Source organism: Streptantibioticus parmotrematis, assembly GCF_019890615.1.
Classification (GTDB): Bacteria; Actinomycetota; Actinomycetes; order Streptomycetales; family Streptomycetaceae; genus Streptantibioticus_D; species Streptantibioticus_D parmotrematis.
The window spans coordinates 50,924-74,785 of record NZ_JAINVZ010000024.1 but is presented as its reverse complement, the minus strand read 5'-3'; the positions used below and the strand labels follow the sequence as shown (position 1 = coordinate 74,785).

21 protein-coding genes are annotated in these 23,862 nt (G+C 72.5%); 8 read left to right on the top strand and 13 right to left on the bottom strand.

Going from position 1 to position 23,862, the window contains the following annotated elements:
* Window positions 1-22: 22 nt before the first annotated feature.
* On the bottom strand, window positions 23-2,299 hold the full coding sequence (glgX, locus tag K7472_RS26865; protein WP_222981161.1) for a glycogen debranching protein GlgX: 2,277 nt from the start codon (window positions 2,297-2,299) through the stop codon (window positions 23-25).
* Window positions 2,300-2,515: 216 nt separating this feature from the next.
* Between glgX and K7472_RS26860 the strand changes: the two genes are divergently transcribed.
* From K7472_RS26860 to K7472_RS26845, 4 genes are all read left to right on the top strand, one after another.
* Complete coding sequence (locus K7472_RS26860; protein ID WP_308014100.1) at window positions 2,516-3,544, top strand: L,D-transpeptidase; 1,029 nt, start codon at window positions 2,516-2,518, stop codon at window positions 3,542-3,544.
* Between the two features lie 106 nt (window positions 3,545-3,650).
* The gene (locus K7472_RS26855) at window positions 3,651-4,901 is read left to right on the top strand and encodes a L,D-transpeptidase (RefSeq protein ID WP_222981160.1); all 1,251 of its coding nucleotides are present in this window, start codon (window positions 3,651-3,653) and stop codon (window positions 4,899-4,901) included.
* Between the two features lie 83 nt (window positions 4,902-4,984).
* Entirely contained in the window at window positions 4,985-5,752 is a 768-nt protein-coding gene (locus tag K7472_RS26850) for an enoyl-CoA hydratase/isomerase family protein (protein ID WP_222981159.1), read from the top strand.
* A 283-nt stretch (window positions 5,753-6,035) separates the two neighbouring features.
* Window positions 6,036-6,524: an ATP-binding protein gene (locus tag K7472_RS26845; protein ID WP_222981158.1), complete on the top strand. Its 489-nt coding sequence runs from the start codon at window positions 6,036-6,038 to the stop codon at window positions 6,522-6,524.
* 38 nt (window positions 6,525-6,562) lie between these two features.
* On the opposite strand, the gene K7472_RS26840 is transcribed toward K7472_RS26845, so the two are convergent.
* Window positions 6,563-8,470 (bottom strand): beta-galactosidase, encoded by a 1,908-nt coding sequence (locus K7472_RS26840; RefSeq protein ID WP_222981157.1) that lies wholly within the window; start codon window positions 8,468-8,470, stop codon window positions 6,563-6,565.
* A gap of 132 nt (window positions 8,471-8,602) precedes the next feature.
* Window positions 8,603-9,406: an SAM-dependent methyltransferase gene (locus tag K7472_RS26835; RefSeq protein ID WP_222981156.1), complete on the bottom strand. Its 804-nt coding sequence runs from the start codon at window positions 9,404-9,406 to the stop codon at window positions 8,603-8,605.
* A 325-nt stretch (window positions 9,407-9,731) separates the two neighbouring features.
* Here K7472_RS26835 and K7472_RS26830 point away from each other — a divergent pair, with 325 nt between their 5' ends.
* Together K7472_RS26830 and K7472_RS26825 are read left to right on the top strand one after the other, a co-directional pair.
* A complete protein-coding gene (locus tag K7472_RS26830; RefSeq protein ID WP_222981155.1) occupies window positions 9,732-10,286 on the top strand; it encodes an RNA polymerase sigma factor in 555 nt (184 codons plus the stop codon).
* Window positions 10,283-10,942 carry a hypothetical protein gene (locus K7472_RS26825; protein ID WP_222981154.1) on the top strand — a complete coding sequence of 220 codons (660 nt, stop codon included), beginning with the start codon at window positions 10,283-10,285 and terminating at the stop codon, window positions 10,940-10,942. The genes K7472_RS26830 and K7472_RS26825 overlap by 4 nt, the downstream gene beginning before the upstream one ends.
* Here K7472_RS26825 and K7472_RS26820 read toward each other — a convergent pair.
* Window positions 10,839-11,552 (bottom strand): TetR/AcrR family transcriptional regulator, encoded by a 714-nt coding sequence (locus K7472_RS26820; protein ID WP_222981153.1) that lies wholly within the window; start codon window positions 11,550-11,552, stop codon window positions 10,839-10,841. The genes K7472_RS26825 and K7472_RS26820 overlap by 104 nt on opposite strands.
* A gap of 97 nt (window positions 11,553-11,649) precedes the next feature.
* On the opposite strand from K7472_RS26820, the gene K7472_RS26815 reads away from it, so the two are divergent.
* Entirely contained in the window at window positions 11,650-12,591 is a 942-nt protein-coding gene (locus K7472_RS26815) for an aldo/keto reductase (protein ID WP_222981152.1), read from the top strand.
* 64 nt (window positions 12,592-12,655) lie between these two features.
* Here K7472_RS26815 and K7472_RS26810 read toward each other — a convergent pair whose 3' ends face one another.
* The 5 genes from K7472_RS26810 to K7472_RS26790 are packed head-to-tail and all read right to left on the bottom strand — an operon-like array spanning window position 12,656 to window position 18,155.
* Window positions 12,656-13,462, bottom strand: coding sequence for an ABC transporter ATP-binding protein (locus K7472_RS26810; RefSeq protein ID WP_222981151.1), 807 nt, complete (start codon window positions 13,460-13,462; stop codon window positions 12,656-12,658).
* Window positions 13,459-13,851 carry a hypothetical protein gene (locus tag K7472_RS26805; RefSeq protein ID WP_222981150.1) on the bottom strand — a complete coding sequence of 131 codons (393 nt, stop codon included), beginning with the start codon at window positions 13,849-13,851 and terminating at the stop codon, window positions 13,459-13,461. The genes K7472_RS26810 and K7472_RS26805 overlap by 4 nt, the downstream gene beginning before the upstream one ends.
* Window positions 13,848-14,822, bottom strand: coding sequence for an ABC transporter permease (locus K7472_RS26800; RefSeq protein WP_222981149.1), 975 nt, complete (start codon window positions 14,820-14,822; stop codon window positions 13,848-13,850). The genes K7472_RS26805 and K7472_RS26800 overlap by 4 nt, the downstream gene beginning before the upstream one ends.
* Window positions 14,795-16,450 carry an ABC transporter substrate-binding protein gene (locus K7472_RS26795; RefSeq protein WP_222981148.1) on the bottom strand — a complete coding sequence of 552 codons (1,656 nt, stop codon included), beginning with the start codon at window positions 16,448-16,450 and terminating at the stop codon, window positions 14,795-14,797. The genes K7472_RS26800 and K7472_RS26795 overlap by 28 nt, the downstream gene beginning before the upstream one ends.
* 49 nt (window positions 16,451-16,499) lie before the next feature.
* A complete protein-coding gene (locus K7472_RS26790) occupies window positions 16,500-18,155 on the bottom strand; it encodes an amidohydrolase (protein ID WP_222981147.1) in 1,656 nt (551 codons plus the stop codon).
* 217 nt (window positions 18,156-18,372) lie between these two features.
* Here K7472_RS26790 and K7472_RS26785 point away from each other — a divergent pair, with 217 nt between their 5' ends.
* Window positions 18,373-19,095: a TetR/AcrR family transcriptional regulator gene (locus K7472_RS26785; protein ID WP_222981146.1), complete on the top strand. Its 723-nt coding sequence runs from the start codon at window positions 18,373-18,375 to the stop codon at window positions 19,093-19,095.
* Window positions 19,096-19,195: 100 nt separating this feature from the next.
* Here the strand turns inward: K7472_RS26785 and K7472_RS26780 are convergent, their stop codons facing one another.
* The 4 genes from K7472_RS26780 to gcvT all read right to left on the bottom strand — a co-directional run bounded on the left by K7472_RS26780 (window position 19,196) and on the right by gcvT (window position 23,759).
* A complete protein-coding gene (locus tag K7472_RS26780; RefSeq protein ID WP_222981145.1) occupies window positions 19,196-20,563 on the bottom strand; it encodes an L-serine ammonia-lyase in 1,368 nt (455 codons plus the stop codon).
* 262 nt (window positions 20,564-20,825) lie between these two features.
* Entirely contained in the window at window positions 20,826-22,088 is a 1,263-nt protein-coding gene (glyA, locus tag K7472_RS26775) for a serine hydroxymethyltransferase (protein ID WP_222981144.1), read from the bottom strand.
* Between the two features lie 48 nt (window positions 22,089-22,136).
* Complete coding sequence (gene gcvH, locus K7472_RS26770; RefSeq protein ID WP_222981143.1) at window positions 22,137-22,514, bottom strand: glycine cleavage system protein GcvH; 378 nt, start codon at window positions 22,512-22,514, stop codon at window positions 22,137-22,139.
* A gap of 120 nt (window positions 22,515-22,634) precedes the next feature.
* Window positions 22,635-23,759 carry a glycine cleavage system aminomethyltransferase GcvT gene (gene gcvT / locus K7472_RS26765; protein ID WP_222981142.1) on the bottom strand — a complete coding sequence of 375 codons (1,125 nt, stop codon included), beginning with the start codon at window positions 23,757-23,759 and terminating at the stop codon, window positions 22,635-22,637.
* Window positions 23,760-23,862: the final 103 nt, after the last annotated feature.

The window sequence follows — 23,862 nt, the reverse complement described above, 5'->3', positions numbered from 1 at the left end:
TAGAGGCGGGCACTGACAACGCTCATCCCGTTTTCGGCCCGGCCCGTCCGGCGTCCACCGCCTGAAGCAGCAGCACACTGCGCTCGCGCACCGTCACCGTCTCCCCGCCCCGGTACCGCAGCGACGGCGTGCCGTACTCCCAGGAGGTGTCCACCACCACGTCGTACGCGGACGCCCACGGCGGGCCGGGCAGGGTGAACGGAACGGGCTCGGCGCCCGCGTGCAGGACGGCCAGGAAGCTCGCGTCGCGCACCCGGCGGCCCCGCGGGTCGCGCCCCGGCAGGTCGCGGCCGGACAGGTACATCCCGATCGTCGTGCTCGGCGTGAACCAGTCGCCCTCCGCCATCTCCCGCCCGTCCGGCCGGAACCACGCCAGGTCCCGCACTCCGCGCGGCGTCGGCCGCCCGGAGAAGAACTCCGCGCGCCGCAGCACCGGATGGGCGCGCCGCAGGGCGACCAGCCGCGCCGTCAGGTCGGTCAGCGCCCGCCACTCGGGCTCGCGGGCGAGCGACCAGTCGACCCAGGAGACCTCGTTGTCCTGGCAGTAGGCGTTGTTGTTCCCGCCCTGGGTACGGCCCATCTCGTCGCCCGCCACCAGCATCGGCACCCCGGTGGACAGCAGCAGGGTGACGAGCAGATTGCGCAGCTGACGCCTGCGCAGCGCGCCGATCCCCGCGTCAGCGGCCTGCGCGCCCCCGGCCTCCGGCTCCGCCGCCTCGCCCTCCAGCCCGCAGTTCCACGAGCGGTTGTCGTCGGTGCCGTCGCGGTTGTCCTCGCCGTTGGCCTCGTTGTGCTTGCGCTCGTAGGAGACCAGGTCGCGCAGCGTGAAACCGTCGTGCGCGGTCAGGAAGTTGACGGAGGCGGACGGCCGCCGCCCGCCCCAGGCGTACAGGTCGCTGGAGCCCGACAGCCGGTAGCCGAGGTCGGCGAGGTCGGGGGCCGCGCCGCGCCAGAAGTCGCGGACGGCGTCGCGGTAGCGGTCGTTCCACTCCGACCACGGCGGCGGGAACGCGCCCACCTGGTAGCCGCCGGGGCCCACGTCCCACGGCTCGGCGATCAGCTTCACCCCGCGCAGCACCGGGTCCTGGGCGACCGCGGCGAGGAACGGCGCGAGCATGTCGGGCGCGCCGTCGCGGGGGGAGCGGGCGAGCGCCGCCGCCAGGTCGAAGCGGAAGCCGTCCACGCCCATCTCGGTCACCCAGTACCGCAGCGAGTCGGTGACCAGCCGCAGGGTGCGCGGGTGCCCGGTGCCGAGGGTGTTGCCGCAGCCGGTGTGGTCCACGTACCGCCGCGCGTCGTCCGCCAGCCGGTAGTACGCGCGGTTGTCGATGCCGCGCAGGGAGAGCGTGGGCCCGAACTCGCCCGCCTCGGCGGTGTGGTTGTAGACCACGTCGAGGATCACCTCGATGCCCGCCGCGTGCAGCGCGCGCACCATCCGCCGGAACTCGCCGACCTGCTGCCCCCGGGTGCCGGACGCGCAGTACGCGGCGTGCGGCGCGAAGTAGCCGATCGGGTTGTATCCCCAGTAGTTGCGCAGGCCACGCCGCAGGAGGTGGTCCTCGTGCGCGAACTGCTGCACCGGCAGCAGTTCGACTGCCGTCACCCCGAGCCGCCGCAGGTGGCCGACGGCCGCGGGGTGCGCCAGGCCCGCGTAGGTGCCGCGCAGCTCGGGCGGGATCCCGGGATGGCGCATGGTGAAGCCGCGCACGTGCAGTTCGTAGACGACCGAGTCGGCCCACGGCGTGCCCGGCCGTTCCTGCCGCCACGAGCCGCCGTCCGCCGGGTCCTCGTCGCCGACCACCACCGCCTTCGGCACGTACGGCGCCGAGTCCCGCCCGTCGCGCACGGTGTCGGCCACCGCCTGGTCCGGCCAGTCCCGCACGTGCCCGTAGACCGTCGGCGGGAGCGCGAACTCGCCGTCCACCGCGCGGGCGTACGGGTCGAGCAGCAGCTTCGCCGGGTTCCAGCGGGCGCCGGTCCACGGGTCCCAGCGGCCGTGCACCCGGTAGCCGTACGCCTGGCCGGGGCCGACGCCCGGCAGGAAACCGTGCCAGACCTCGTGGGTGGACTCGGTGAGCGGGCAGCGGGTCTCGGTGCCGTCCGCGGCGAACAGGCACAGCTCCACGGCCTCCGCGCCGCCCGCCCACAACGCGAAGTTGGTGCCCGGCACGCCGTCGGGACCGGTGCGCGGGGTCGCGCCCAGCGTCTCCGGGTCGCCCGGCCACACCGGTGGCCCCGGCACGGCGGTCAGCACCACCGCCCCGGCGTGGCTCGGCAGGTGTTCGGCTGTGCTCGACACGTCCAGGCCTCCCGCGGCTCGACGGCACCCGGGCGCGCCCCCGTGGGACGCGTGGCCGCCCCCGGCGTCCCGGCCGCGGGCGGATCCCGTTCCTACGACAAGTTCTTTCCCTGTTGGCCGCTCGTCGTCACCGTGTTCGCCGGGCAAACGAGTGGGCGGCCGCCCGCGGCGGCCCCTCGGCCATCACGCCCGCGCCGCCCGGTCGTTTGACCCTACGTGATCAGCGCAGCGAAGCACCGCCTCCGCGCGGCCGGAGTGACGGCCGCCGCCGTGGCCCTGGCCGCGCTCTCGGCCCTCGTCGCCCTCGTTCTGGCCGGCGACACCGGGCACCCGCCCGCGTCCCGGCCGGTCGCCGCCCGGCCGGAACACCGCGCCGCCCTCACCGGCTTCTACACCCCCGACGCCGGGACCACCGTGGGCACCGGGATGATCGTCTCGATCGACTTCGACCACCCGGTCGCCGACCGCGCCGCCGTGCAACGGGCGATCGCCGTCCGGGCCACCCCCTACGTGCCGGTGGCCGGGCACTGGTTCGGCGACCGGCGCCTCGACCTGCGGCCGCAAGGCTTCTGGGCCCCCGGCACCCGGGTCGACCTGCGGCTGCGGCTGCGCGGCGTGCGGGGCGCGCCGGACACCTACGGCACGCAGGACGAGGACGTCGTCTTCCGGATCGGCCGCGCCCAGACCGACACCGTGGACACCGACGCCCACACCCTGACCGTGCGCCGCGGCGACCAGGTCGTGCGCACCCTCGCGGTCAGCGCGGGCGGCCCGCAGCACGCCACGTACGACGGGCTGATGGTGATCAGCGAGAAGTTCCCGGTGACCCGGATGAACGGCTCGACGGTCGGGTTCGGCGGCGAGTACGACATCCCGGACGTGCCGCACGCCATGCGCCTGACCGACTCGGGCACCTTCCTGCACGGCAACTACTGGTCACCGCCCGGGATCTTCGGCGCCGCCAACACCAGCCACGGCTGCGTCGGCCTGCGCGACGTCAAGGGCGGCGGCGCGCGCACCCCGGCGGGCTGGCTGTACGCCAACTCCCTGGTCGGCGACGTCGTCGAGGTGACCGGAGGCCACGGCGCCCCGGTCGCGCCGGACAACGGCCTCGGCGGCTGGAACATGCCGTGGCAGCGCTGGACCGGCGCGCCCGCGCCGCGGGTCCACGCCTCCGCGTCCGCCCACGCCCCCGCCCCGGCGCCCACCCGCCCCGCAGCCGCGACGTTTGCTACGCAACGGTGACAATCCCGTAGCCGTCGGCTCATCGGCCATGTGATTGTGTGAGAACTCTGTGAGGGCCAAGTGACGTGATCCCAGGGGGGATCGGCACGACGCCGACCGGGCAGGAATGTGGGCGACGGCTCGCGCGAGGGGAGTACAGACGGTGAAGCGGATAGGTACGGCCGCGGCCGGGGCCCGGCGGGGCCTGCTGGCGGGGGCGGTCGGCGCGGTACTGCTGCTGGCCACCGCGTGCGGCGGCCACAGCGCCGACGCCGGCCCGGGGGGTTCCGGCGGGTCGGCCGCGAAGACGTCGCAGGCCGTGGTCACCGTGCTCCCGCGCGACGGCGCGACCGACGTCGCCACCACCGGCGCCCTGAAGGTGACCGCCGCGCACGGCAGGCTCACCCAGGTCGAGGTCAAGGACGGCAAGGGCACCGAGGTGCCGGGGAAGGTCACCCCCGACGGCACCGGCTGGACGCCCGACTCCCACCTCGCCGTCTCCACCAAGTACACGGTCGACGCGATCGCCAAGGACGACCAGGGGCGCCAGTCGGCCCGGCACGCCACGTTCACCACGGTCGTGCCGAAGGACTCGTTCATCGGCTTCTTCACCCCCGACGACGGCACCACGGTCGGCGTCGGCACCGAGGTCTCGCTCAGCTTCAACCGGCCGGTCAAGGACACCGAGGCGGTCGAGGACGGCATCAAGGTGACCGCCTCGCCGTCCGTCCCGGTCGTCGGCCACTGGTTCGGGAACCAGCGCATCGACTTCCGCCCGGAGAACTACTGGGCGCCCGGCACCCAGGTCACGCTCAGCCTGCGCCTCGACGGCGTGCAGTCCGCCCCCGGCGTCTACGGCAGCCAGAGCAAGGACGTCCACTTCACCATCGGCCGCAACCAGGTCAGCTACGTGGACGCCTCGTCGCACGAGATGAAGGTCACCCAGAACGGGCAGACGATCAAGACCATCCCGATCTCCGCGGGCAGCCCCGAACACACCACGTACAACGGCAAGATGGTGATCAGCGAGAAGGACCCGATCACCCGGATGAACGGCTCGACGGTCGGCTTCGGCGGCGAGTACGACATCCCGGACGTGCCGCACGCGATGCGGCTGACCCAGTCCGGCACCTTCATCCACGGCAACTACTGGGGCGCCGACTCGGTCTTCGGCAGCGAGAACACCAGCCACGGCTGCGTGGGCCTGCGCGACGAGAAGGGCGGCGGCGAGAACGGCACGCCCGCCGCGTGGTTCTACGACCACTCGCTGGTCGGCGACGTCGTGGTGGTCTCCAACTCCCACGACACCCTCGTCGCCCCCGACAACGGCTTCAACGGCTGGAACATGCCGTGGTCGCAGTGGACCGCCGGCCAGTAGGCCCCGACAGCACCGCACCACGCCGACCGGAACGGCCCGCCCTGGCGGGCCGTTCCGCGTTCCCGGGCGCTAACGTCACCCCCATGACTGTTCACCTTGAGGCCGCCGACGGGGTCGGCGTCATCCGCCTTGACCGTCCGCCGATGAACGCGCTGGACGCCGCCACCCAGGACGCCCTGCGCGACGCCGCGACCGAGTGCGCCCGACGCGACGACGTACGCGCCGTCGTCGTGTGGGGCGGGGAGAAGGTGTTCGCGGCCGGCGCGGACATCAAGGAGATGCGGGAGATGGACTACGAGGAGATGATCCTGCGCTCCCAGGAGCTCCAGGACTCCTTCACCGCCGTCGCCCGCATCCCCAAGCCCGTCGTCGCCGCCGTCACCGGCTACGCGCTGGGCGGCGGCTGCGAGCTGGCGCTGTGCGCCGACATCCGCGTCGCCGCGCAGAACGCCAAGCTGGGCCAGCCGGAGATCCTCCTCGGGGTGATCCCCGGCGCGGGCGGCACCCAGCGGCTGGCCCGGCTGGTCGGCCCGGCGAAGGCCAAGGACCTGATCTTCACCGGCCGCCAGGTCAAGGCCGACGAGGCGCTCGCCATCGGCCTGGTGGACCGGGTCGTCCCGGCGGAGCAGGTCTTCGAGGAGGCGCACGCCTGGGCCGCCCGGCTGGCCAAGGGCCCGGCGCTGGCGCTGCGCGCCGCCAAGGAGGCGGTGGACGCGGGCCTGGAGACCGACCTCGACACGGGCCTGGCCGTCGAACGCGGCCTGTTCGCCGGGCTGTTCGCCACCCGGGACCGCGAGACCGGGATGCGCAGCTTCGTGGAGGACGGCCCGGGCAAGGCCAAGTTCGCCTGAACCAGCCCGCCTTACGCTCGTGTGGGTGACGGAAGGGGTGACGAAGTGGTCGCGGATGCCCTTAAACAGGCCTTAAAACAGCCTTAAGGAGATCCGTTTCCCGGCCACCTCGTCACCGCCCGTCCGCACGTGATCACAGCAGGTCAGTGCGCTCACCACGGGGAACGCCCCGCTCGGGCCCCTGGTACGGCCCCCCGTGAGGGTGGCCGGTAACCGTCCCGGCCGGGCGGCGAATTCCTCCGCTTCGGACCCCGGCACCTTTCTGACCGGCCATCATGAAGCCATGGCCGGTCAGGGAGGATCCGAGCAGTCGCAGGCTTCGGTCGCCACCGCGGTGGCGGTCGCGGGAGAGGTGCCGCACGACACCGGCACCCTCGAACTGCTCGGCAACCCCTCGGTGGACGAGGTCTGCCTCACCTCCCGCCCCGAGTCCGCGGCCACCGCCCGCCGCCTCGCCCTCGCGGTGCTGCGCGCCTGGCAGTTGGCGCCGCTGGGCGACACCTGCGAACTGCTGGTGTCCGAACTCGTCGGCAACGCCGTGCGCCACACCGGTGCCCAGACCTTCGGCCTGCGGATGCTGCGGCGGCGCGGCTGGGTCCGGGTCGAGGTACGCGATCCCTCCCGGGCCCTGCCGTGCCTGCTGCCGGTGCGCGAGCTGGACGTCAGCGGCCGCGGCCTGATGCTGGTGGACCGCCTCTCCGACCGCTGGGGCGTGGACCTGCTGCCGCGGGGCAAGACCACCTGGTTCGAACTGCGGGCCCTGGAACGCTGACCGCTTCGCGCGCCACCGGCATCAGTCCGGTGCGGGCATCAGCCCAGCGTGCTCGTCAGGCCGATCGGCTTCGGCTCGGTCCGGTGCAGGTCGAACACCAGGATCTCGTTGCTTCCGCGCCGCAGCCACGGCGCCGGGCAGTACAGCCGGTGCTGCGGGCCGAGCTGCCAGTAGCGGCCCAGGTTGGTGCCGTTGACCCAGACCACGCCCTTGGTCCAGCCGGACAGGTCGAGGTAGGTGTCGGCGGGCTCCTTCAGGTCGAGCGTGGCGCGGAAGAAGAGACCGGGCCGGTGCGGATCGCTCACCTTCGGGCGAAGTCCGCGCACGAACCGTTCGTCCATGGGCAGCAGACGGGTCTCCCACCCGGTCAGCGGGTCGCCGCCGGCCAGGGTGACCGACTCCAGGATGCCCTTGCGGTCGACCAGCGCGTGGCCGTAGTTGGTGCGGCCCATGCCCTCGACCAGGATGTCCAGCACGGGGTCCGGGGCCTGGCCGGTAGGCAGGGTGAGCGGCGCGTTGCCGTTGGTCACGTTCAGCGTGCTCGCCAGCGCGTCCGGGATCCGCGGCCGTGAGAAGCCGCCCGCGTAGGCGCCGTTCACGAAGACCGTCGCGTAGTCGTGCACCCACCGGATGTCGAGCGCGCCGCCCGCGTAGTCGGCCAGCCGCCTGCGGTACAGCACGAAGCCGGAGTTCTGCCCGTACGTCTCGAACGGCTGCGGGTTCACGGTGTCGGCGGCGGGCAGCGCGGGCGGCAGGTTGTCCCAGAGCGAGGCGTACGGCCGCGGCGTGACCGAAGGACCGGCCAGCGTCGGCACCGGATCGGGCACGGCGGGCGGCGGCACGGACAGGTAGCCGCCGATCAGGTCGCGGTAGGCGTCGTACCGCGGGCCCTTGGCGCCCTGCTCGGTGACGGGCGCGCAGTAGTCGTAACTGGTGATGTCCGGCTGGTAGTCGCCGGACAGGTCGTCGGCGTTGGCGCCCGCGAAGAAGCCGAAGCTGGTGCCGCCGTGGATCATGTAGAGGTTGAACGACAGCTTGCCGTCCATCAGCCCCTTCAGCGTTCCGGAGATGTCGGTGTCGGCGCCCTGGAAGCCGTCGTCGCCCCAGTGCGTCAGCCAGCCCGGGTACACCTCGCCGGCCATCGCGGGCACGGACGGGAACGCGGTGCGCGCCTGGGCGACCGAGGGCGCGTCGCCCCCGCTGAGCGCGACGGCCCCGCCGGGGACGTTCGTGTGATTGGCCTCCACCTGCCCGAGCCCGTCCTCGGTGTAGAACGGGCCGTCCACCCCGGCGTCGATCCACGCCTGGCGGACCTCGGCCAGGTAGGTGGCGTCGTTCCCGTAGGAGCCGTACTCGTTCTCCACCTGCACCATGAGGACCGGTCCGCCGTTCGCGACGAGCAACGGCCGCACGATACGGGCGAGTTCACGGATGTAGCGGCGGGCGGCGGCCATGTAGTGCGGGTCGTCGGCGGCGCGCACCCGCAGCTTGATGTCGGGGTAGCGCAGCAGGTACGGCGGGATGCCGCCGAGGTCCCACTCGCCGCACACGTACGGGCCCGGGCGCAGCAGCACCCACATGCCCTCCTCCTGGCAGATCCGGATGAAGGAGGCGACGTCGCGGCGGTCGGTGCGGAAGTCGAAGACGCCGGGGCGCTCCTCGACGTAGTTCCACATCACGTACAGCGAGACGGTGTTCATCCCCATCGCCTTCGCCATCCGCACGCGGTGCCGCCAGTACGGCACGGGGATGCGCGCGGGATGCATCTCGCCGCTGCGGATCTGGAACGGCTCGCCGTCCAGCAGGAAGGCACTGCCGTCCGGGGCGAAGGAGAACGAGTGGCCGCCGGGCGACGGCGTGTTCGCGGCGAAGGCGGTCCCGGAGCTCACCGCCATCGCCGCGACCGGGCTCAGCGCGCTGACCATCAGGAATCGACGTCTGTCCACGGGTGACTCCCCAGGAGGTGGGAATTCCGGCGGACCGGACGCTAGTTGAGCGGCCGCGTGTTTGTCCATGATGGATTCAGTGCTGATCCGATCAATTTTGTGCAGCGGTGGGGAGGTTGTAGGCGTCAGCGCTCAGGGCTTGAAGGCGACCGCCGCGTAACTCGCCGCCTCGGTGTCGCTGGCGGTCTCGTCGCCGGGGTCCGGGCGCCAGTGCTGGGTGGGGACGACGCCGGGTGCGGCGATCCGCCAGCCGTCGAAGAACCGGGCGAACTCCGCCTGGGTGCGGGCCTGTACGGGCGTGCCCGCCTCGGTGTAGACCCGCACCAGCCGCGCGGTCTCCTCCGGTGCGAAGTCCGGGGTGACGTGCGTCATCGCGAGCGCGCTGCCCGGCGCGAGGGCGTCCTTGAACTCCTCCACGATCTCGTACGCGCCCAGCACGTCGGGGACGAAGTGCAGCAGCGCGTTGAGGCTGAGCGCCACCGGCCGCGTCAGGTCCAGCGTCTCCTTCAGCCGGGTGTCCGACAGCACCGACTGAGGGGCCGTCGCGTCGGCCTGCACGTAGGCGGTCTGGCCCTGCGCGGTGCCCACCAGCAGCGCGCGGGCGTGGGCCAGGACGATGGGGTCGTTGTCCGCGTAGACCACGCGGGCGGCCGGATCGGCGCCCTGGGCGATCTCGTGCAGGTTCGGCGAGGTGGGGATGCCGGTGCCGACGTCCAGGAACTGGCCGATGCCCGCCCGCGCCAGCATCCTCGTCGAGCGGTGCATGAAGGCCCGGTTGACCCGGGCGGCGGTCGGCGCCCAGGGGAAGACCGCGATCGCGTGGCCCGCCGCCTCGCGGTCGGCGGCGAAGTTGGTGACCCCGCCCAGGTAGTAGTCGTACATCCGGGCCGAGTGCGGGCGGTCGACCTCCAGGTTGACCCCGTCGAAGTCCGTCATCGGCTGCCCCCAAAGGTGGTGACGCGGTCGGCCCGCCGGTGGCGCGCCGGGTGGCGCCACCGATCGCGCGGGTGGCGAAGAGCCCTTCCATCCCTTCCCGGGCACGGGAGTCGGCAATCCGCGCATGTTCCGAACAGGCCGTCACGTTGTGTGGTTCGCTTGCACCGGACGGTGTCCGGACCGCTTGGACGGCGGAGGGGGATCCAGTGCGCCGCGCTGTCGACCTCGGGAGGCGGAACCTGTGCGGACGGACGAAGGCGGGCGCCTTGGCGGCGGGCCTCGTCACCCCGGTTGCCCTGGTCCGGCACCGGGCGGGCGCGCCGCGGTGCGGGACGCCGGGGCGGCGGCCGACGCGCGGCTGCGGATGACGTTCGAGGCGTTCTGCCGCACTCACGAACGCGCCTGGCTCGGCCTGGCCGACGTCAGGCTCGGCAACCGCGCCGACGCCGAACTCGTCGTCGCCGCGGTCGAGCAGGAGTTACAGGCGACCTTCGGCTACGTCCTGAAACAGGCCGTGCCCGCCGCGTACGCCTGGCGGCTGCTCAACCACCACGTCGCCGACTGGGCCGCCGGACACGAACTGCGCGTCGAGGCGCGTACGTTCACCACCGTGCTCGACGCGTTCAAGGACCTGACGGGAGCGGGGCCGGGCGAGGCGGAGGCGCACGGGACCGCCCTGTACCGGGCCGTCATGGAGCTGTCCGACCGGCAGCGCGACGTCGTGATCCTGCGCCACGTGCTCGCCCTGGACGACGCGTCGATCGCCGCCTGCCTCGACCGGTCCGAGGGCGCCGTCCACTTGATCCTGCGGCACGCCCACGAGCGGCTGGCCCGTCGGCTCGGGGCCGAGGGCGTGGCCGGACGCGGGGAGGAGCGGTGAAGGCCCGCGGGGCGACCGCGGGCGGCACGGTCGTGGTCCGGCTGCCGGAACGCGCCCACGCCCGCCGCATCGCCGAGGCCCGCGAGAACCGCGTCACCGCGGCCCCCGTCAACCACCTCACCGAGAACGAGCAGGCCCGCTTCGAACTGGGCCTGCTGGTCGCCCTCACCCTCGACGCCCCCGAGGCCTCGCGCGGCCTGGACCTGCTGGTCAACGACCGGTGCATCCACCCGGAAGGCGCCGAGGTCTTCGCCGCCCTGCTGTACGCCACCGGGCGGCGCGACGCGGCGGAGTTCTGGTGGCGGTTCGCCGCCGGCTCGGGCTGCCGCACCTCGGCGTACTGCCTGCACCTGCACCACCTGCACCTCGGTGAGGAGGGCGACGCGGACTACTGGCGCGCCTGGGCGGCCGAACTCGCCCACCGCCCGCCCAGCCCCGCGCCCCCGCTGCGCTCGGCCCGCCCGCTGCTGTCCGACGCCACCCGCCGCGACATCCTGGCCCGCTGTCACCACGGCTTGGCCCCCGCGCTGCCGACCGCGGTGGAAGTGGTGATCAACCAGCTGCCGGTGGCGGAGGACAACCCCGACTTCGGCGAGATCCCCCAGCCCCATCCCCGTCTGCTGCGGGGGGCGTTGGGTCCGGACGGGGACCGCTGAGGGGCGGCCGCAGTGCGTCGATCACCAGGTCCAGCAGGCGTTCGGTCTGCTCGGGGGCCTCGGTGGTGGCCGCGGTCAGGAAGATGCCCAGCAGCATCACGGTGACGTCGTCCGCGGCGACGTCGTCGCGGATCGTGCCCTCCTCGGCGCCGCGGGCCAGCAGCGTGCCGATGGCCTCGCCGATCCGGCGGCGGGTGTCGGGGGTGGCGATGCGGCCGGAGGCCCAGCCCGCGCGCAGGACGTCGGCCATGCCCCGCTTGGTGGCGACGAACGCCGCGTACCGCCGCATCCACGCGCGCAGCGCGTCCACCGGCGGCAGCTCGGCGATCAGGCGGGGGACGCTGCCGGTGACGTCGTCCAGCTCGGCCGCGTAGACCGCCTCGACCAGCGCCTCGCGGGTGGGGAAGTGGCGGTAGAGGGTGCCGATGCCCACCCCGGCGTCGCGCGCGACGGCTTCCAGCGGGGTCGTGTCGCCGGAGGCCGTGAAGGCGGCGCGGGCGGCCGCGACGAGCTTGTCCCGGTTGCGCAGGGCGTCGGCCCGGGCGGCACGCTTGCGCGCCCCCGGCGCGGGGCCGGTGCCGGGGGTGGACGAGGATTCGGCGCCAGTCAAAGCGGAGGAACCTCCGGTAAAGCTGCTACAGTCGAAATGCGGAGGCTTCTCCGCTTACCTCATCGTCTCATGACTCTCATGAGGGAGGACGTCTGTCATGCCCGAAGAAACCCCCGCAGGGACCCCCGAAGGGACCTCCACCGCCCGCGTCGGCGGCACCGTGGACGTCGGCGGCCTCGCGCTGACCCGCGTCGGCTTCGGCGCGATGCAGCTCGAACGCCTCGAAGGCGACCGCGACGCCGCCGTGGCCCTGCTGCGGCGCGCCGTCGAGCTGGGCGTGAACCACGTCGACACCGCCCAGTTCTACGGCAACGGCTTCGTCAACGAGGTCATCCGCGACGCCTTCGGTGACGACGACGGCGTCACCGTCGTCAGCAAGGTCGGCGCCACCCCCGACCCCGGCGGCCGTATCCCGTTGCGCCTCGCCCAGCGCCCCGAGGAACTGCGCGCGGGCGTCGAGGACAACCTCCGCAGCCTCGGCCTCGACCGCATTCCGGTCGTCAACCTGCGCCGCGCCGACTCCGGCCCCGGACTGCGCGCCGAGGGCGACCAGGTCGTCGGCCTCGACGACCAGCTCGCGGTGATGACCGCGCTGCGCGACGAGGGCAAGATCGGCGCGATCGGCCTGAGCGCCGTCTCGCTGGAGACCGTGCGCCGCGCCCTGCCGGTCGGCGTCGTGTGCGTGCAGAACTCCTACAGCCTGGTGTCCCGGCAGGACGAGGAACTGCTGCGGCTCTGCGTCGAACAGGGCATCGCGTGGGTGCCGTTCTTCCCGCTGGGCGGCTCGTTCCCCGGCCTGCCCAAGGTGACCGACACCCCCGAGGTGCTCGAAGCGGCGAAGTCCCTGGACGTGAGCCCGGCGCAGATCGGCCTGGCGTGGCTGCTCCACCACACCCCGAACACGATCCTCATCCCCGGCACCGCCGACCCCGCCCACCTGGAGGCCAACGTCGCCGTCGGCTCCCTGCGCCTGGACGCGGCGACCCTCCGCTCCCTCGACGCGGTGGAGTCCCGCACCGGCGACATCGTCCTGGACTGACCCGCCGCCCGGCGTGCCTCATCCCTGCGCTTCGTGGACTCGCGGCACAAGGCTGACGGTGGCGTCAGGACCCGGGGCGCCAGCCCGGCACCGGAACGGCGGCACGCAGCCTCCTCGTGTAGTCCTCGACCGGGGCGTCAAGGACCTGCCCACAGCTCCCCTGTTCGACCACCTTTCCGCGCCGCAGCACCAGGACGGCGTCGCACAACTGCCTGACCACGGCGAGGTCGTGCGAGATCAGGAGGTAGGCCATGCCCGTCGCGGCCCGGATGTCCGCCAGCAGATTGACGATCTGCGCCTGGATGGACACGTCGAGGGCCGAGACGGCCTCGTCCAGGATCAGCACCCTGGGCTCGGCCGCGAGCGCACGGGCGATGGCGACACGCTGTCGCTGGCCGCCGGACAGGTCACGCGGACGGGCATCGGCCTGGCGCTCGGTCAGGCCGACCTGTTCCATCAAGGCCGCTGTACGGGTCGGGCGTTGACCAGCGGTCAGCTTCGCATGGTGCCGCAGTACTTCGTCGACCGCCGCGCGGGCGCTCTGGCTGGGGTCGAGCGAGGTGTAGGGGTCCTGGAAGACGATCTGCAGTTCTCGCGCCCTGCGATTGCGCTCCACCGCGCGCCGGGTCGGGGTCGAGCGGTCGCGGCCGAGGACGGTCATGCTGCCGCCACTGGCGCGTTCCAGGCCGACGAGCATCCGGGCGATGGTGGTCTTGCCCGAGCCGGACTCCCCGACGATCCCCAGCGAGCCGCCCGCCTCGACCGCGAACGTGACCTGGTCGACGGCCATGTGGCGGATGTGGCCGCCCTTGCCGTCCGGCACCCTGAAGGTCTTGCTGAGGCCGGACACTGACACGGCGTCCACGCTCATGCCTTCGTCTCCTGAACGTCGATCTCGATGGCTCGGTGACAGCGCACCAGGCCGCCCCGGACCGGTTCCAGCTCGGGGCGGGCCTGGCGGCACACGGGTCGGACGTGGCCGTAGAGCAGCCGGGACAGGATGTCCCGGCCGATGCCGTCGGTGCCGAGCAGGTGAGCGCCCGAGGGTCCGGCGTAGGCGTCGAGCAGGGACGGGAGGTCGGGGGCGCTGGGTGCGAGCAGCGGTGCGGCCGCGGCGACGGCCAGCACCACGGTCAGGAAGACCGCGGCCGCGATGCCGGTCGGCCCGAGTGCCGTCAGCAGCCGGGCCCGGCGAGTGGGCGGCACGGGCGGTGGGGAGGCGGTGGCGGTGGCGGAGAGGTCGGTGGGCGTGGCGGTCATGTGGTCCTCCCGGCGGTGCGCAGCCGCGGGTCGATCAGGGCGTGGCCGAGGTCGCTGAGGGCGTTGCAGATGACGAAGGCGGCGACCAGGAGAAGCGAGACGGCCTGCACCACCGGGAAGTCCTTCTGCGCGACGGAGGTGATGGTGAGCTGGCCGATGCCGGGGACGGCGAAGGCGGTCTCGACGACCAGGGTGGTGGCGAACGTCCCGGAGGTGAGGAGCGAGACCGCGGTGAGGATGGGGGGCAGGGCGTTGCGGAACACGTGGTCGCGGAGCACCACCCACCGGGGCAGGCCGCGGACGAGTGCGGTCTGGACGTGTTCTCGCTCCAGTTGTTCGCGCAGTGCGTTGCGGGTGACGCGGGCGAGGAACGCGCAGTTGGTGATCGCGAGCGCGCACGCGGGCAGGAGCAGGCCGCGGATCTCGCCGCCGGCGCCCGTCCCGATGCCGGAGGCCGGGAACCAGTCGAGGCGCACCGCGAACACCGAGATGAGCAGGGTGGAGGCGACGAACGGGGGCACGGTGACGGACACCGAGGTGAGCGCGTTGGTCGCGGCGTCCACGGCGCCGGGTCGGAGTGCGGCGGCGGTGCCGAGGCCGAGCCCGAACAGCAGGACCAGGATCATGCTGAGGGCGACGAGGGCGAGCGTGACGCCGAGTCCGTGGCCGAGGCGGCTGGTGACGGGCTGGCCCGTGACCATGGAACGGCCGAGGTCGCCGTGGAGCACGCCGGTGAGCCAGTCCCAGTAGCGCACCGGCAGGGGCCGGTCGAGGTGCAGTTCGCGAGCCACCGCGGCGCGGGCCGCGGCGGAGGGAGCGCGGCTGCCGAACAGGACGTCCTCGGGGCTGCCGGGAGCGAGGTAGAGGCTGCCGAAGATCGCCATGCTGGACAGCAGCAGGGTGACGGCCAGTCCGCCGAGGCGGTGCAGCAGCAGGCGGCCCATCAGGGCGCACCCATGGCGGCGGCCCACGCGTTGTCCATGTAGGAGAAGGTGAGGGGGGCGCCGGTGACGTCGTTGTTCTGGAACAGCAGGGCGCGGGGCGCCACGATGGGGATCCAGGGCAGGGCACGGGCGAGGACCGCCTGGGCCTGGGTCACGTACTGGGCGCGCCGCCGCGGGTCCTGGGCGCCTTGGGCCTTGGACAGGTCGGCCTCGACGGTGGGGTCGGTGTAGCCGTTGAAGTTCTGCGCGCCGGTCTTGGCGGCGTAGCTCTGGTACATGTTCGCGGCCTCGGGATACTCCAGGTAGTTGATGGTGAGGAAGGAGTCGTAGGCGGCGCGGGCCTTGGGGGTGATGAAGAGGTTGCCGTACTGCTGGTCCGGCAGGCCGACGATCCTCACCTTGAGGCCGATCGAGTCGCCGGTCTGCTGGAGCACCTGGGCGATCTGTGCCTGCGTGGGGCTGTCGGCCGCGTAGCCGATGGTGATCTGCTTCCCGGTGGCGCCGGCTTCCTTGACCAGCTTGGTGGCGGCGCCGGTGTCGGGCGGCCGCACCAGCTTCTGGTAGGCGGCGGCGTAGACGGACTTGGCGGGGCTGGTCTCCCAGAAGCCGGGGCCCGCGACGGAGTAGAGCGGGTCGGCCGCGCCGTAGAAGAGGGTCCGTGCGATGCCGTCGCGGTCTATGGCCAGGGACAGCGCCTGGCGGACCCGGACGTCGGCGAACGCGCCGGTGAACCGGGAGATGATCAGGTCGATGTTCTGGGTGGTGGAGCCCGCGGCTCCGACGTAGAGCTTGCCGTCGGCGGTTTTGCTGAGCCGGGAGAGGGTGGAGGGAGGCAGGTCGAAGGCGCCGTTGAGACTGCCGGAGGTGAGCGCGTTGGCTATCGCGGCGGGATCGGAGAGGAACTTGAAGGTGATGGTCGCGGCCTTGCCCGCGTGGCTGTGGTCCCAGTAGGCCGGATCACGTTTCAGCACCATGGAGTTGGTGCCGTCGAACGACGCGATGGTGTACGGGCCGGAGCAGACCACGCCGGTGTCGGCGTTGCCGAAACGCTGGCCCGCCTTGACCGCGAACTCCTTCTCGACGACTGCCCCGGCGAGGATGCCGAGGTTGCGTACGAACAGGTAGTCGGGCTTGCTGAAGGTGATGGTGACCTGTTCGGTACCGGTGGCCTTGACGGAGACGACGTCGTTGTAGGAGTCGGCGTAGTTGCTGGCCTCGTCCGGGTTCTGATTGCGCAGCAGGCTGTAGACGACGTCCGCGGTGGTGACGGGATGCCCGTCGCTGAACGTGGCACGCGGGTCGAGGTCGAGGATCAAGTGCTCCGCGTCGCGCTGCGACCAGCTTTCGGCGATCCCGGGGTGGAGGCTGTAGTCGGCACCGGTGCGCAGCAGTGGCTCGCAGACGTTGCCGAGGACGGTCTCCTCCGGGTAGTCGGCGGTCTTGAGCGGATCCTCGGAATAGGGGGCACGGTAGTCGCCGTACCAGTTGAGACCGGACAGCTGCCCCCTGCCGGGAGCGGTGGTGACCTGGGTGCCGCTGAAGTTGCTCGTGGCCCCGGTCGCGGCGACAGGGCTGCCGGAGGCGTCGCAGGCGCCGGCGAGCAGGGCGACGGCGGCGAAAGGGAGTGCGGCGCGCAGGGTTCTTGCGTGCACCATGGTGCCTCTCTTCACAGTGGGCGGTTTGAAGCCGGCTGCTCCACGCCGGCTACTGCGCGGCGTGGACGAGTGCGCCCTCGACGTAGGTACGCAGCACCCGCGTCTCGCCGATGGCGCCGCTCGGCCCGGCGAAGGGATCGCGGTCGAGCACGACCAGATCGGCGTACTTGCCGGTCTGCACGGACCCGGTGTCGGCGTCGAGGTGGTTCACCCGCGCGGCACCGGCCGTGTAGGCGGCGAGGGCGGTGCCGAGGTCGAGGCACTCCTGCGGGCCGAGGACACGATCGTCGTCCCCGCCGGGACCGCGACGGTTGACGGCGACGTGGACGCCGAGCATCACGTCGGGGGTGCTCACGGACCAGTCGCTGCCGGCGGCGAGCATCGCGCCGGAGCGGGCGAGCGAACCGAAGGGGTACTGCCAGGCGGCCCGGTCCTCGCCGAGGAAGGGGATGGTGAGCTCGTCCATCTGCGGCTCGTGCATGGCCCACAGCGGCTGCATGTTGGCGGTCGCGCCGAGGGCGCGGAAGCGGGGGATGTCGTCGGGGTGCACGACCTGGAGGTGCGCCAGGTGATGGCGGTTGCCGCGACGGCCGTTGCGGCGCAGGGCCTCCTCGACGGCGTCGAGGGCGACGCGCACGGCGCGGTCGCCGAGGGCGTGGAAATGGACCTGGAAGCCTTCCGCGTCGAGTGTGCTGACGTACCGGCGGAGCTTTTCGGGGTCGATGAAGTCCAGACCGGACGTGCCGCTGGAGCAACCGCAGCCGTCGAGGTAGGGCTCCAGCATGGCGGCGGTGTGGTTCTCCGCGACGCCGTCCAGCATCATCTTGACGCTGCCCGCGCTGAAGCGGCCCACCCGTGCCTCCTCGCGACGGGCGAGGAACTGCGGCAACTGCTCCATGCCGCCCTCGCGGTCCCACCACTGGGCCGCGCGGACCCGGGCGGTGAGAGAGCCGTCCTCGGCGGCGGCGAGGTAGGCGCCGTAGACGTCGCCGGGTGCGAACGCCTGGCCGACCGCGGCGTCCTGCCAGCCGGTGATGCCGAAGCCGTGCAGGTAGCGCTGGCCTTCGAGGAGCCCCTCGTAGAAGTCCCGCTCCGAGGTGGCCGGGATGTGCCGGGTCACCAGTTCCGCGGCGCCTTCCTGGAGCATCCCGGTGGGGGCGCCGTCGGCGTCGCGCTCGATCCGCCCGTCGGCCGGGTCGGGGGTGTCGTGAGTGATTCCGGCGATCTCCAGGGCACGGGTGTTGGCCCAGACGCCGTGGCCGTCGCGGTTGGGCAGGGCCACGGGCCGGTCGGGAACGACGCCGTCGAGCAGTGCGCGGTGCGGGGTGCCGCCGGGGAACGCCTCCATGCTCCAGCCGCCCCCGGTGATCCATGGGCGGTCGGGGTGGGCGGCGGCGTAGGCGGCGACGGCGGCGACGTAGTCCTGGGCTTCCTCGAGGTCGTGCAGGTCGCAGGTGCGCCGGGTCGTCCCGGCCAGCACGGGGTGGACGTGGGCGTCCTGGAAACCGGGGAGCAGCAGCTTTCCGGTGAGGTCGACGACCTCGGTACCGGCGCCGACGAGGTGGCTGACGTCGTGCTCGCCGCCGACCACGACGATGCGCCCGTCGCGGACGGCGACGGCGTCGGCCCAGGAACGGGCGGGGTCGACGGTGTAGACGGGACCGCCGGTGAAGACGAGATCGGCGAAATGGTAGTCGCGGGGCACTGGTCCTCCGTGCGGGGAGCTGGAAGGGGAGCCGCTGTGGGCGCGAGGGTGCCGTGAAGCCGTCGGCCGATGGCCTCACGGCCGGCCGCCTGGCCGGATGACGAGCATCACACCCGATGACATGGGTACTGTCAACGGCGTTGACAGTGATCTGCCGTTACGATCGGATCAACTCGGGCGGAGGCTTGCCGCCGACGTGGAACGGAAGGAACCACACGTGGTGGAGCAGGGCAGGACGGCAGCCGGTACCAAGGTCAAACGGCGGGCCGTGCTCACCCGGGAGGCGATCCTGGAGGCGGCCATGCGCCTGTGTTCACCCGAGGGCGGTGGGGTGCTGACGTTCAGCCGGCTGGGCAAGGAGCTCGGCGCGGATCCCACAGCGGTCTACCGGCACTTCCGCGACAAGGACGAACTGGTGCTGGCGTTGACGGACCTGCTGATCGAGGAGTCGCTGGCACTCGCCGCCCGCTCGGCACCGGAGCGCGACCACTGGCGCGACTGGCTGACCGCCACCGCGCACGCCATCCGGGCCGTCCACCTCGCCCGGCCCGCGCTGGCCGTGCTCTGTGCGACCCGCACCACGGCCAGTCCCGCCGAGACCAGGAGCGTCGAGGAGATCATCGGCGTCCTGCACCACGCCGGCCTGCCGGTGATCGAGGCGGCCGAGTGCTACCGGATGCTGCTCGACCTGACCTTGGCGTTCGTCCAGTCCTCGGCGGCCTTCCTCACCCTCGCCCCCGAGGCCCAGGCCAAGGACGACGCCGCCTGGGCCGTCAAGTACGGACTGCTGCCCGCGGACCGCTTCCCGATGCTCCACCAGAGCTCGCCCCGGCTGACCGAGTTGTTCCGCAGCGACGAGGAGGTCTTCCGGCTCGTGCTGGAGACGTTCCTCGACGGGGTCGCCCTGAAGATCGAGCGTGCCCGGCCAGCGACCTGCTGAAGCGGGCACCTCAGCGGGTAGCCACGGGACGTTCCGCTGTGCGAGCGAGGAGGCCTCTGACAGCCCTGAAAGAGGCGAAGCCGCAGTCAGGAGTGCGTCGTCAGCACTCGATGACGTTCACCGCGAGGCCGCCTCGGGCGGTCTCCTTGTACTTGACCTTCATGTCCGCCCCCGTCTCCTTCATGGTCTTGATGACCTTGTCGAGGGAGACGTGGTGGCGGCCGTCGCCGCGCAGGGACATCCTCGCCGCGGTCACCGCCTTCGCCGAGGCCATGCCGTTGCGTTCGATGCACGGGATCTGGACCAGGCCGCCGACCGGGTCGCAGGTCAGGCCCAGGTTGTGCTCCATGCCGATCTCCGCGGCGTTCTCCACCTGCTCGGGCGAGCCGCCCAGGACCTCCGCCAGGCCGCCCGCCGCCATCGAGCAGGCCGAGCCGACCTCGCCCTGGCAGCCGACCTCGGCACCCGAGATCGACGCATTCTCCTTGAACAGCATGCCGATCGCCCCGGCCGCCAGCAGGAAGCGGATCACGCCCTCCTCGTCCGCGCCCGGCACGAAGTTGACGTAGTAGTGGAGGACAGCCGGGATGATGCCCGCCGCGCCGTTGGTGGGGGCGGTCACCACGCGGCCGCCCGCCGCGTTCTCCTCGTTGACCGCCATCGCGTACAGCGTCACCCACTCCATCGCGTGCGCCGCCGCGTTGCCCTCGGCGCGCAGCTGGCGGGCGGAGTTGGCGGCCCGGCGGCGCACCTTCAGCCCGCCGGGCAGGATGCCCTCGCGCGACATGCCGCGCTCCACACAGGCCTTCATCACGCCCCAGATGTCCAGCAGGCCCGATCGGATCTCCGCCTCGGTGCGCCAGGCCTTCTCGTTCTCCAGCATCAGCCCGGCGATCGACAGGCCGGTCTCCTGCGACATCCGCAGCAGCTCGTCACCGGTGCGGAACGGGTACTTCAGCACGGTGTCGTCGAGCTTGATGCGGTCCTCGCCCACCGCGTCCTCGTCCACCACGAAGCCGCCGCCGACCGAGTAGTACGTCTTCTCCAGCAGCGGCCCGCCCGAGCCGTCGTACGCGAACAGCGTCATCCCGTTGGCGTGGTACGGCAGGGAGCGCCGCCGGTGCAGCACCAGGTCACGGTCGGTGTCGAACGCGATCTCGTGCGCCCCGAGCAGACTGATCCTGCCGGTCGTGCGGATGCGCTCCACGCGGTCGTCGGCGTGCTCGACGTCCACCGTGCGCGGTGACTCGCCCTCCAGGCCGAGCAGCACCGCCTTCGGCGTGCCGTGGCCGTGCCCGGTGGCGCCCAGCGAGCCGAACAGCTCGGCGCGCACCGAGGCGGTGTGCGCGAGCAGGCCCTCGTTCTTCAGCCGGAGCGCGAACATCCGCGCCGCCCGCATCGGACCCACGGTGTGCGAGCTGGACGGGCCTATACCGATGGAGAACAGATCGAAGACGGAGATGGCCACGGGTCGGACTCCCTTGTCGGCGGCTCGTGGGGGCGCGAGCGTACGTGCGTGGTGCGGCGGTGGTGCGGAAAGCGGACGGACACGGGGCGGACACGACAGCGCCGCCCCGGCCGTCACGTCCGCCAGGGGCGGACCGGCCGGGTACCGGCGCACCCTCCAGTGTGCAGGCAACCGGCCGGTTCGCCGAGTGCGGTGCCCGCGGCCCTCACGGATCGCGCGGCGCAGGTGCCGCGCGATCCGTACCCGAGGGTCCCGGGGACGGTCAGCCCAGGCCCGGGTAGAGCGGGAACCTCTCCGCCAGCGCGGTGACCCGGCCGCGCAGCGCCGCCGCGTCGTACGAGGGCTTCAGCGCCTGCGCGATCACGTCGGCGACCTCGCGGAACTCCTCGTCGCCGAAGCCGCGGGTGGCCAGCGCCGGGGTGCCGATGCGCAGGCCGGAGGTGACCATCGGCGGACGCGGGTCGTTCGGGATCGCGTTGCGGTTGACCGTGATGCCGATCTCGTGCAGCCGGTCCTCCGCCTGCTGGCCGTCCAGGTCGCTGTCGCGCAGGTCGACCAGGACCAGGTGGACGTCCGTGCCGCCGGACAGCACCGAGACGCCGACCGAGCGCACGTCGTCCTCGGTCAGGCGCTCGGCGAGGATCCGCGCGCCGTCCAGGGTGCGGCGCTGCCGCTCCTTGAACTCCTCGGACGCGGCGACCTTGAACGCCACCGCCTTGGCCGCGATCACGTGTTCCAGCGGACCGCCCTGCTGACCGGGGAAGACCGCGGAGTTGATCTTCTTGGCCAGCTCGGCCGTCGACAGGATCACGCCGCCGCGCGGACCGCCCAGGGTCTTGTGCGTGGTCGTGGTCACCACGTGCGCGTGCGGCACCGGGGACGGGTGCAGCCCCGCCGCCACCAGGCCGGCGAAGTGCGCCATGTCGACCATCAGGTACGCGCCGACCTCGTCGGCGATCCGGCGGAACGCGGCGAAGTCCAGCTGCCGCGGGTACGCCGACCAGCCCGCGACGATCAGCTGCGGGCGGTGCTCCTTGGCCAGCCGCTCGACCTCGGCCATGTCGACCCGGTTGGTCTCGATGTCCACGTGGTAGGGCACCACGTTGTAGAGCTTGCCGGAGAAGTTGATCTTCATGCCGTGGGTCAGGTGCCCGCCGTGCGCGAGGTTCAGGCCCAGGATGGTGTCGCCCGGCTTGAGCAGCGCGAACATCGCGGCCGCGTTGGCCTGCGCGCCCGAGTGCGGCTGGACGTTGGCGGCCTCGGCGCCGAACAGCTCCTTGACGCGGTCGATGGCGATCTGCTCGGCCACGTCGACGTGCTCGCAGCCGCCGTAGTAGCGGCGGCCGGGGTAGCCCTCGGCGTACTTGTTGGTCAGGACCGAGCCCTGGGCCTCCATGACCGCGACCGGAGCGAAGTTCTCCGACGCGATCATCTCCAGGGTGGACTGCTGGCGGTGCAGCTCGGCGTCGACCGCCGCGGCGATCTCGGGATCGAGGTCGTGCAGCGGGCTGTTGAGCAGGGACATGGGTCTCTCCTGGCTCCGGTGACGGGTGAGGTGGCGGTCGGGGTTACGTCACTCGCCCGCGAAGGCGGTGTACTCGTCGGCCGTCAGCAGGTCGGACGGCTCCTCGGAGACCCGCACCTTGAACAGCCAGCCGCCCTCGAACGGCGCGGTGTTGACCAGCGCCGGGTCGTCCACCACGTCCTGGTTGAACTCGGTGACCGTGCCGGAGACCGGCGAGTACAGGTCGCTGACCGACTTCGTGGACTCCAGCTCACCGCAGGACTCGCCCGCGGTGACGTCCTGGCCCACCTCGGGGAGCTGGACGAAGACCACGTCGCCGAGGGCGTGGGCGGCGTGCTGGGTGATGCCCACGGTGGCCACGCCGTCCTCGACGGCGGAGAGCCACTCGTGCTCCTTGCTGTAACGCAGCTGCTCAGGGTTGCTCATGGGGGAATTCTCCTGGATGCGGTGGGGTGGTGGCGAACGGGGTGACGGGGGCGCGAACGCGTCGGACTCGGCGGGCGCGCACGCGTGCCGGGGCCGGTCGGGTACGAACGTGCCGCGGGGTCAGCGGGCGCGCTTGTAGAACGGCAGCGCCACGACCTCGTACGGCTCGTGGGCACCGCGGATGTCCACCGCGACGCCCTCCGTGCCGGGCTCGGCGTGCGCGGCGTCGACGTAGGCCATGGCGATCGGCTTGCCCAGCGTCGGCGAGGGCGCGCCGGAGGTGACCTCGCCGATCACCGTGCCGTCCGCCACGACCTGGTAGCCCGCGCGCGGCACCCGGCGGCCCTCGGCGACCAGGCCGACCAGCTTGCGCGGCGGGGTCGCGGCGGCCCTCTCCGCGGCGGCGGCCAGCGCCTCGCGGCCCACGAAGTCGCCGGGCTTGTCGAACTTCACGACCCGCCCGAGCCCCGCGTCGAACGGCGTCAGCGCGGTCGTCAGCTCGTGCCCGTACAGCGGCATGCCCGCCTCGAGGCGCAGCGTGTCGCGGCAGGACAGCCCGCAGGGGACGAGGTCGTGGGCGGCGCCGGCCTCGGTCAGCGCGGCCCACAGCTTCTCGGCGTCGGCCGGGGCCACGAACAGCTCGAAGCCGTCCTCGCCGGTGTAACCGGTGCGGGCGATCAGCGCGGAGACGCCCGCGACGGTGCCGGGCAGGCCCGCGTAGTACTTCAGGCCGTCCAGGTCCGCGTCGGTCAGCGACTTCAGGATCGCGGGGGAGTTCGGGCCCTGCACGGCCAGCAGCGCGTACGCGTCGCGGTCGTCGCGCACGGCGGCGTCGAAGCCCCCGGCGCGCGCGGTCACCGCGTCCAGCACGGTCTGCGCGTTGGAGGCGTTGGCGACGACCATGAACTCCTCGTCGCCGAGCCGGTAGACGATCAGGTCGTCCAGGATGCCGCCGTCCTCGGCGCAGATCATGGTGTAGCGGGCGCGGCCGACCGCGAGCGCCGAGACGTGGCCGACCAGCGCGTGGTCCAGCGCCTGCCCGGCCTGCGGACCGGTGACCGTGATCTCCCCCATGTGGGACAGGTCGAACAGCCCGGCCGTGGTGCGCACGGCGTTGTGCTCGTCGCGCTCGCTGCCGTAGCGCAACGGCATGTCCCAGCCGGCGAAGTCGGTCATGGTCGCGCCGAGCGCGCGGTGCACGGCGTCCAGAGCGGTACGGCGGGACGCCGCGGGGGGAGTGGACATGGGTACGGAGGCTCCCAGGGTGACGGAGGGCATGGCGATGACGGTCCTCCCCATCTGTCATCGGAACCTGAGAGGTTCACCACGACACCCATGCGGGGGCGCG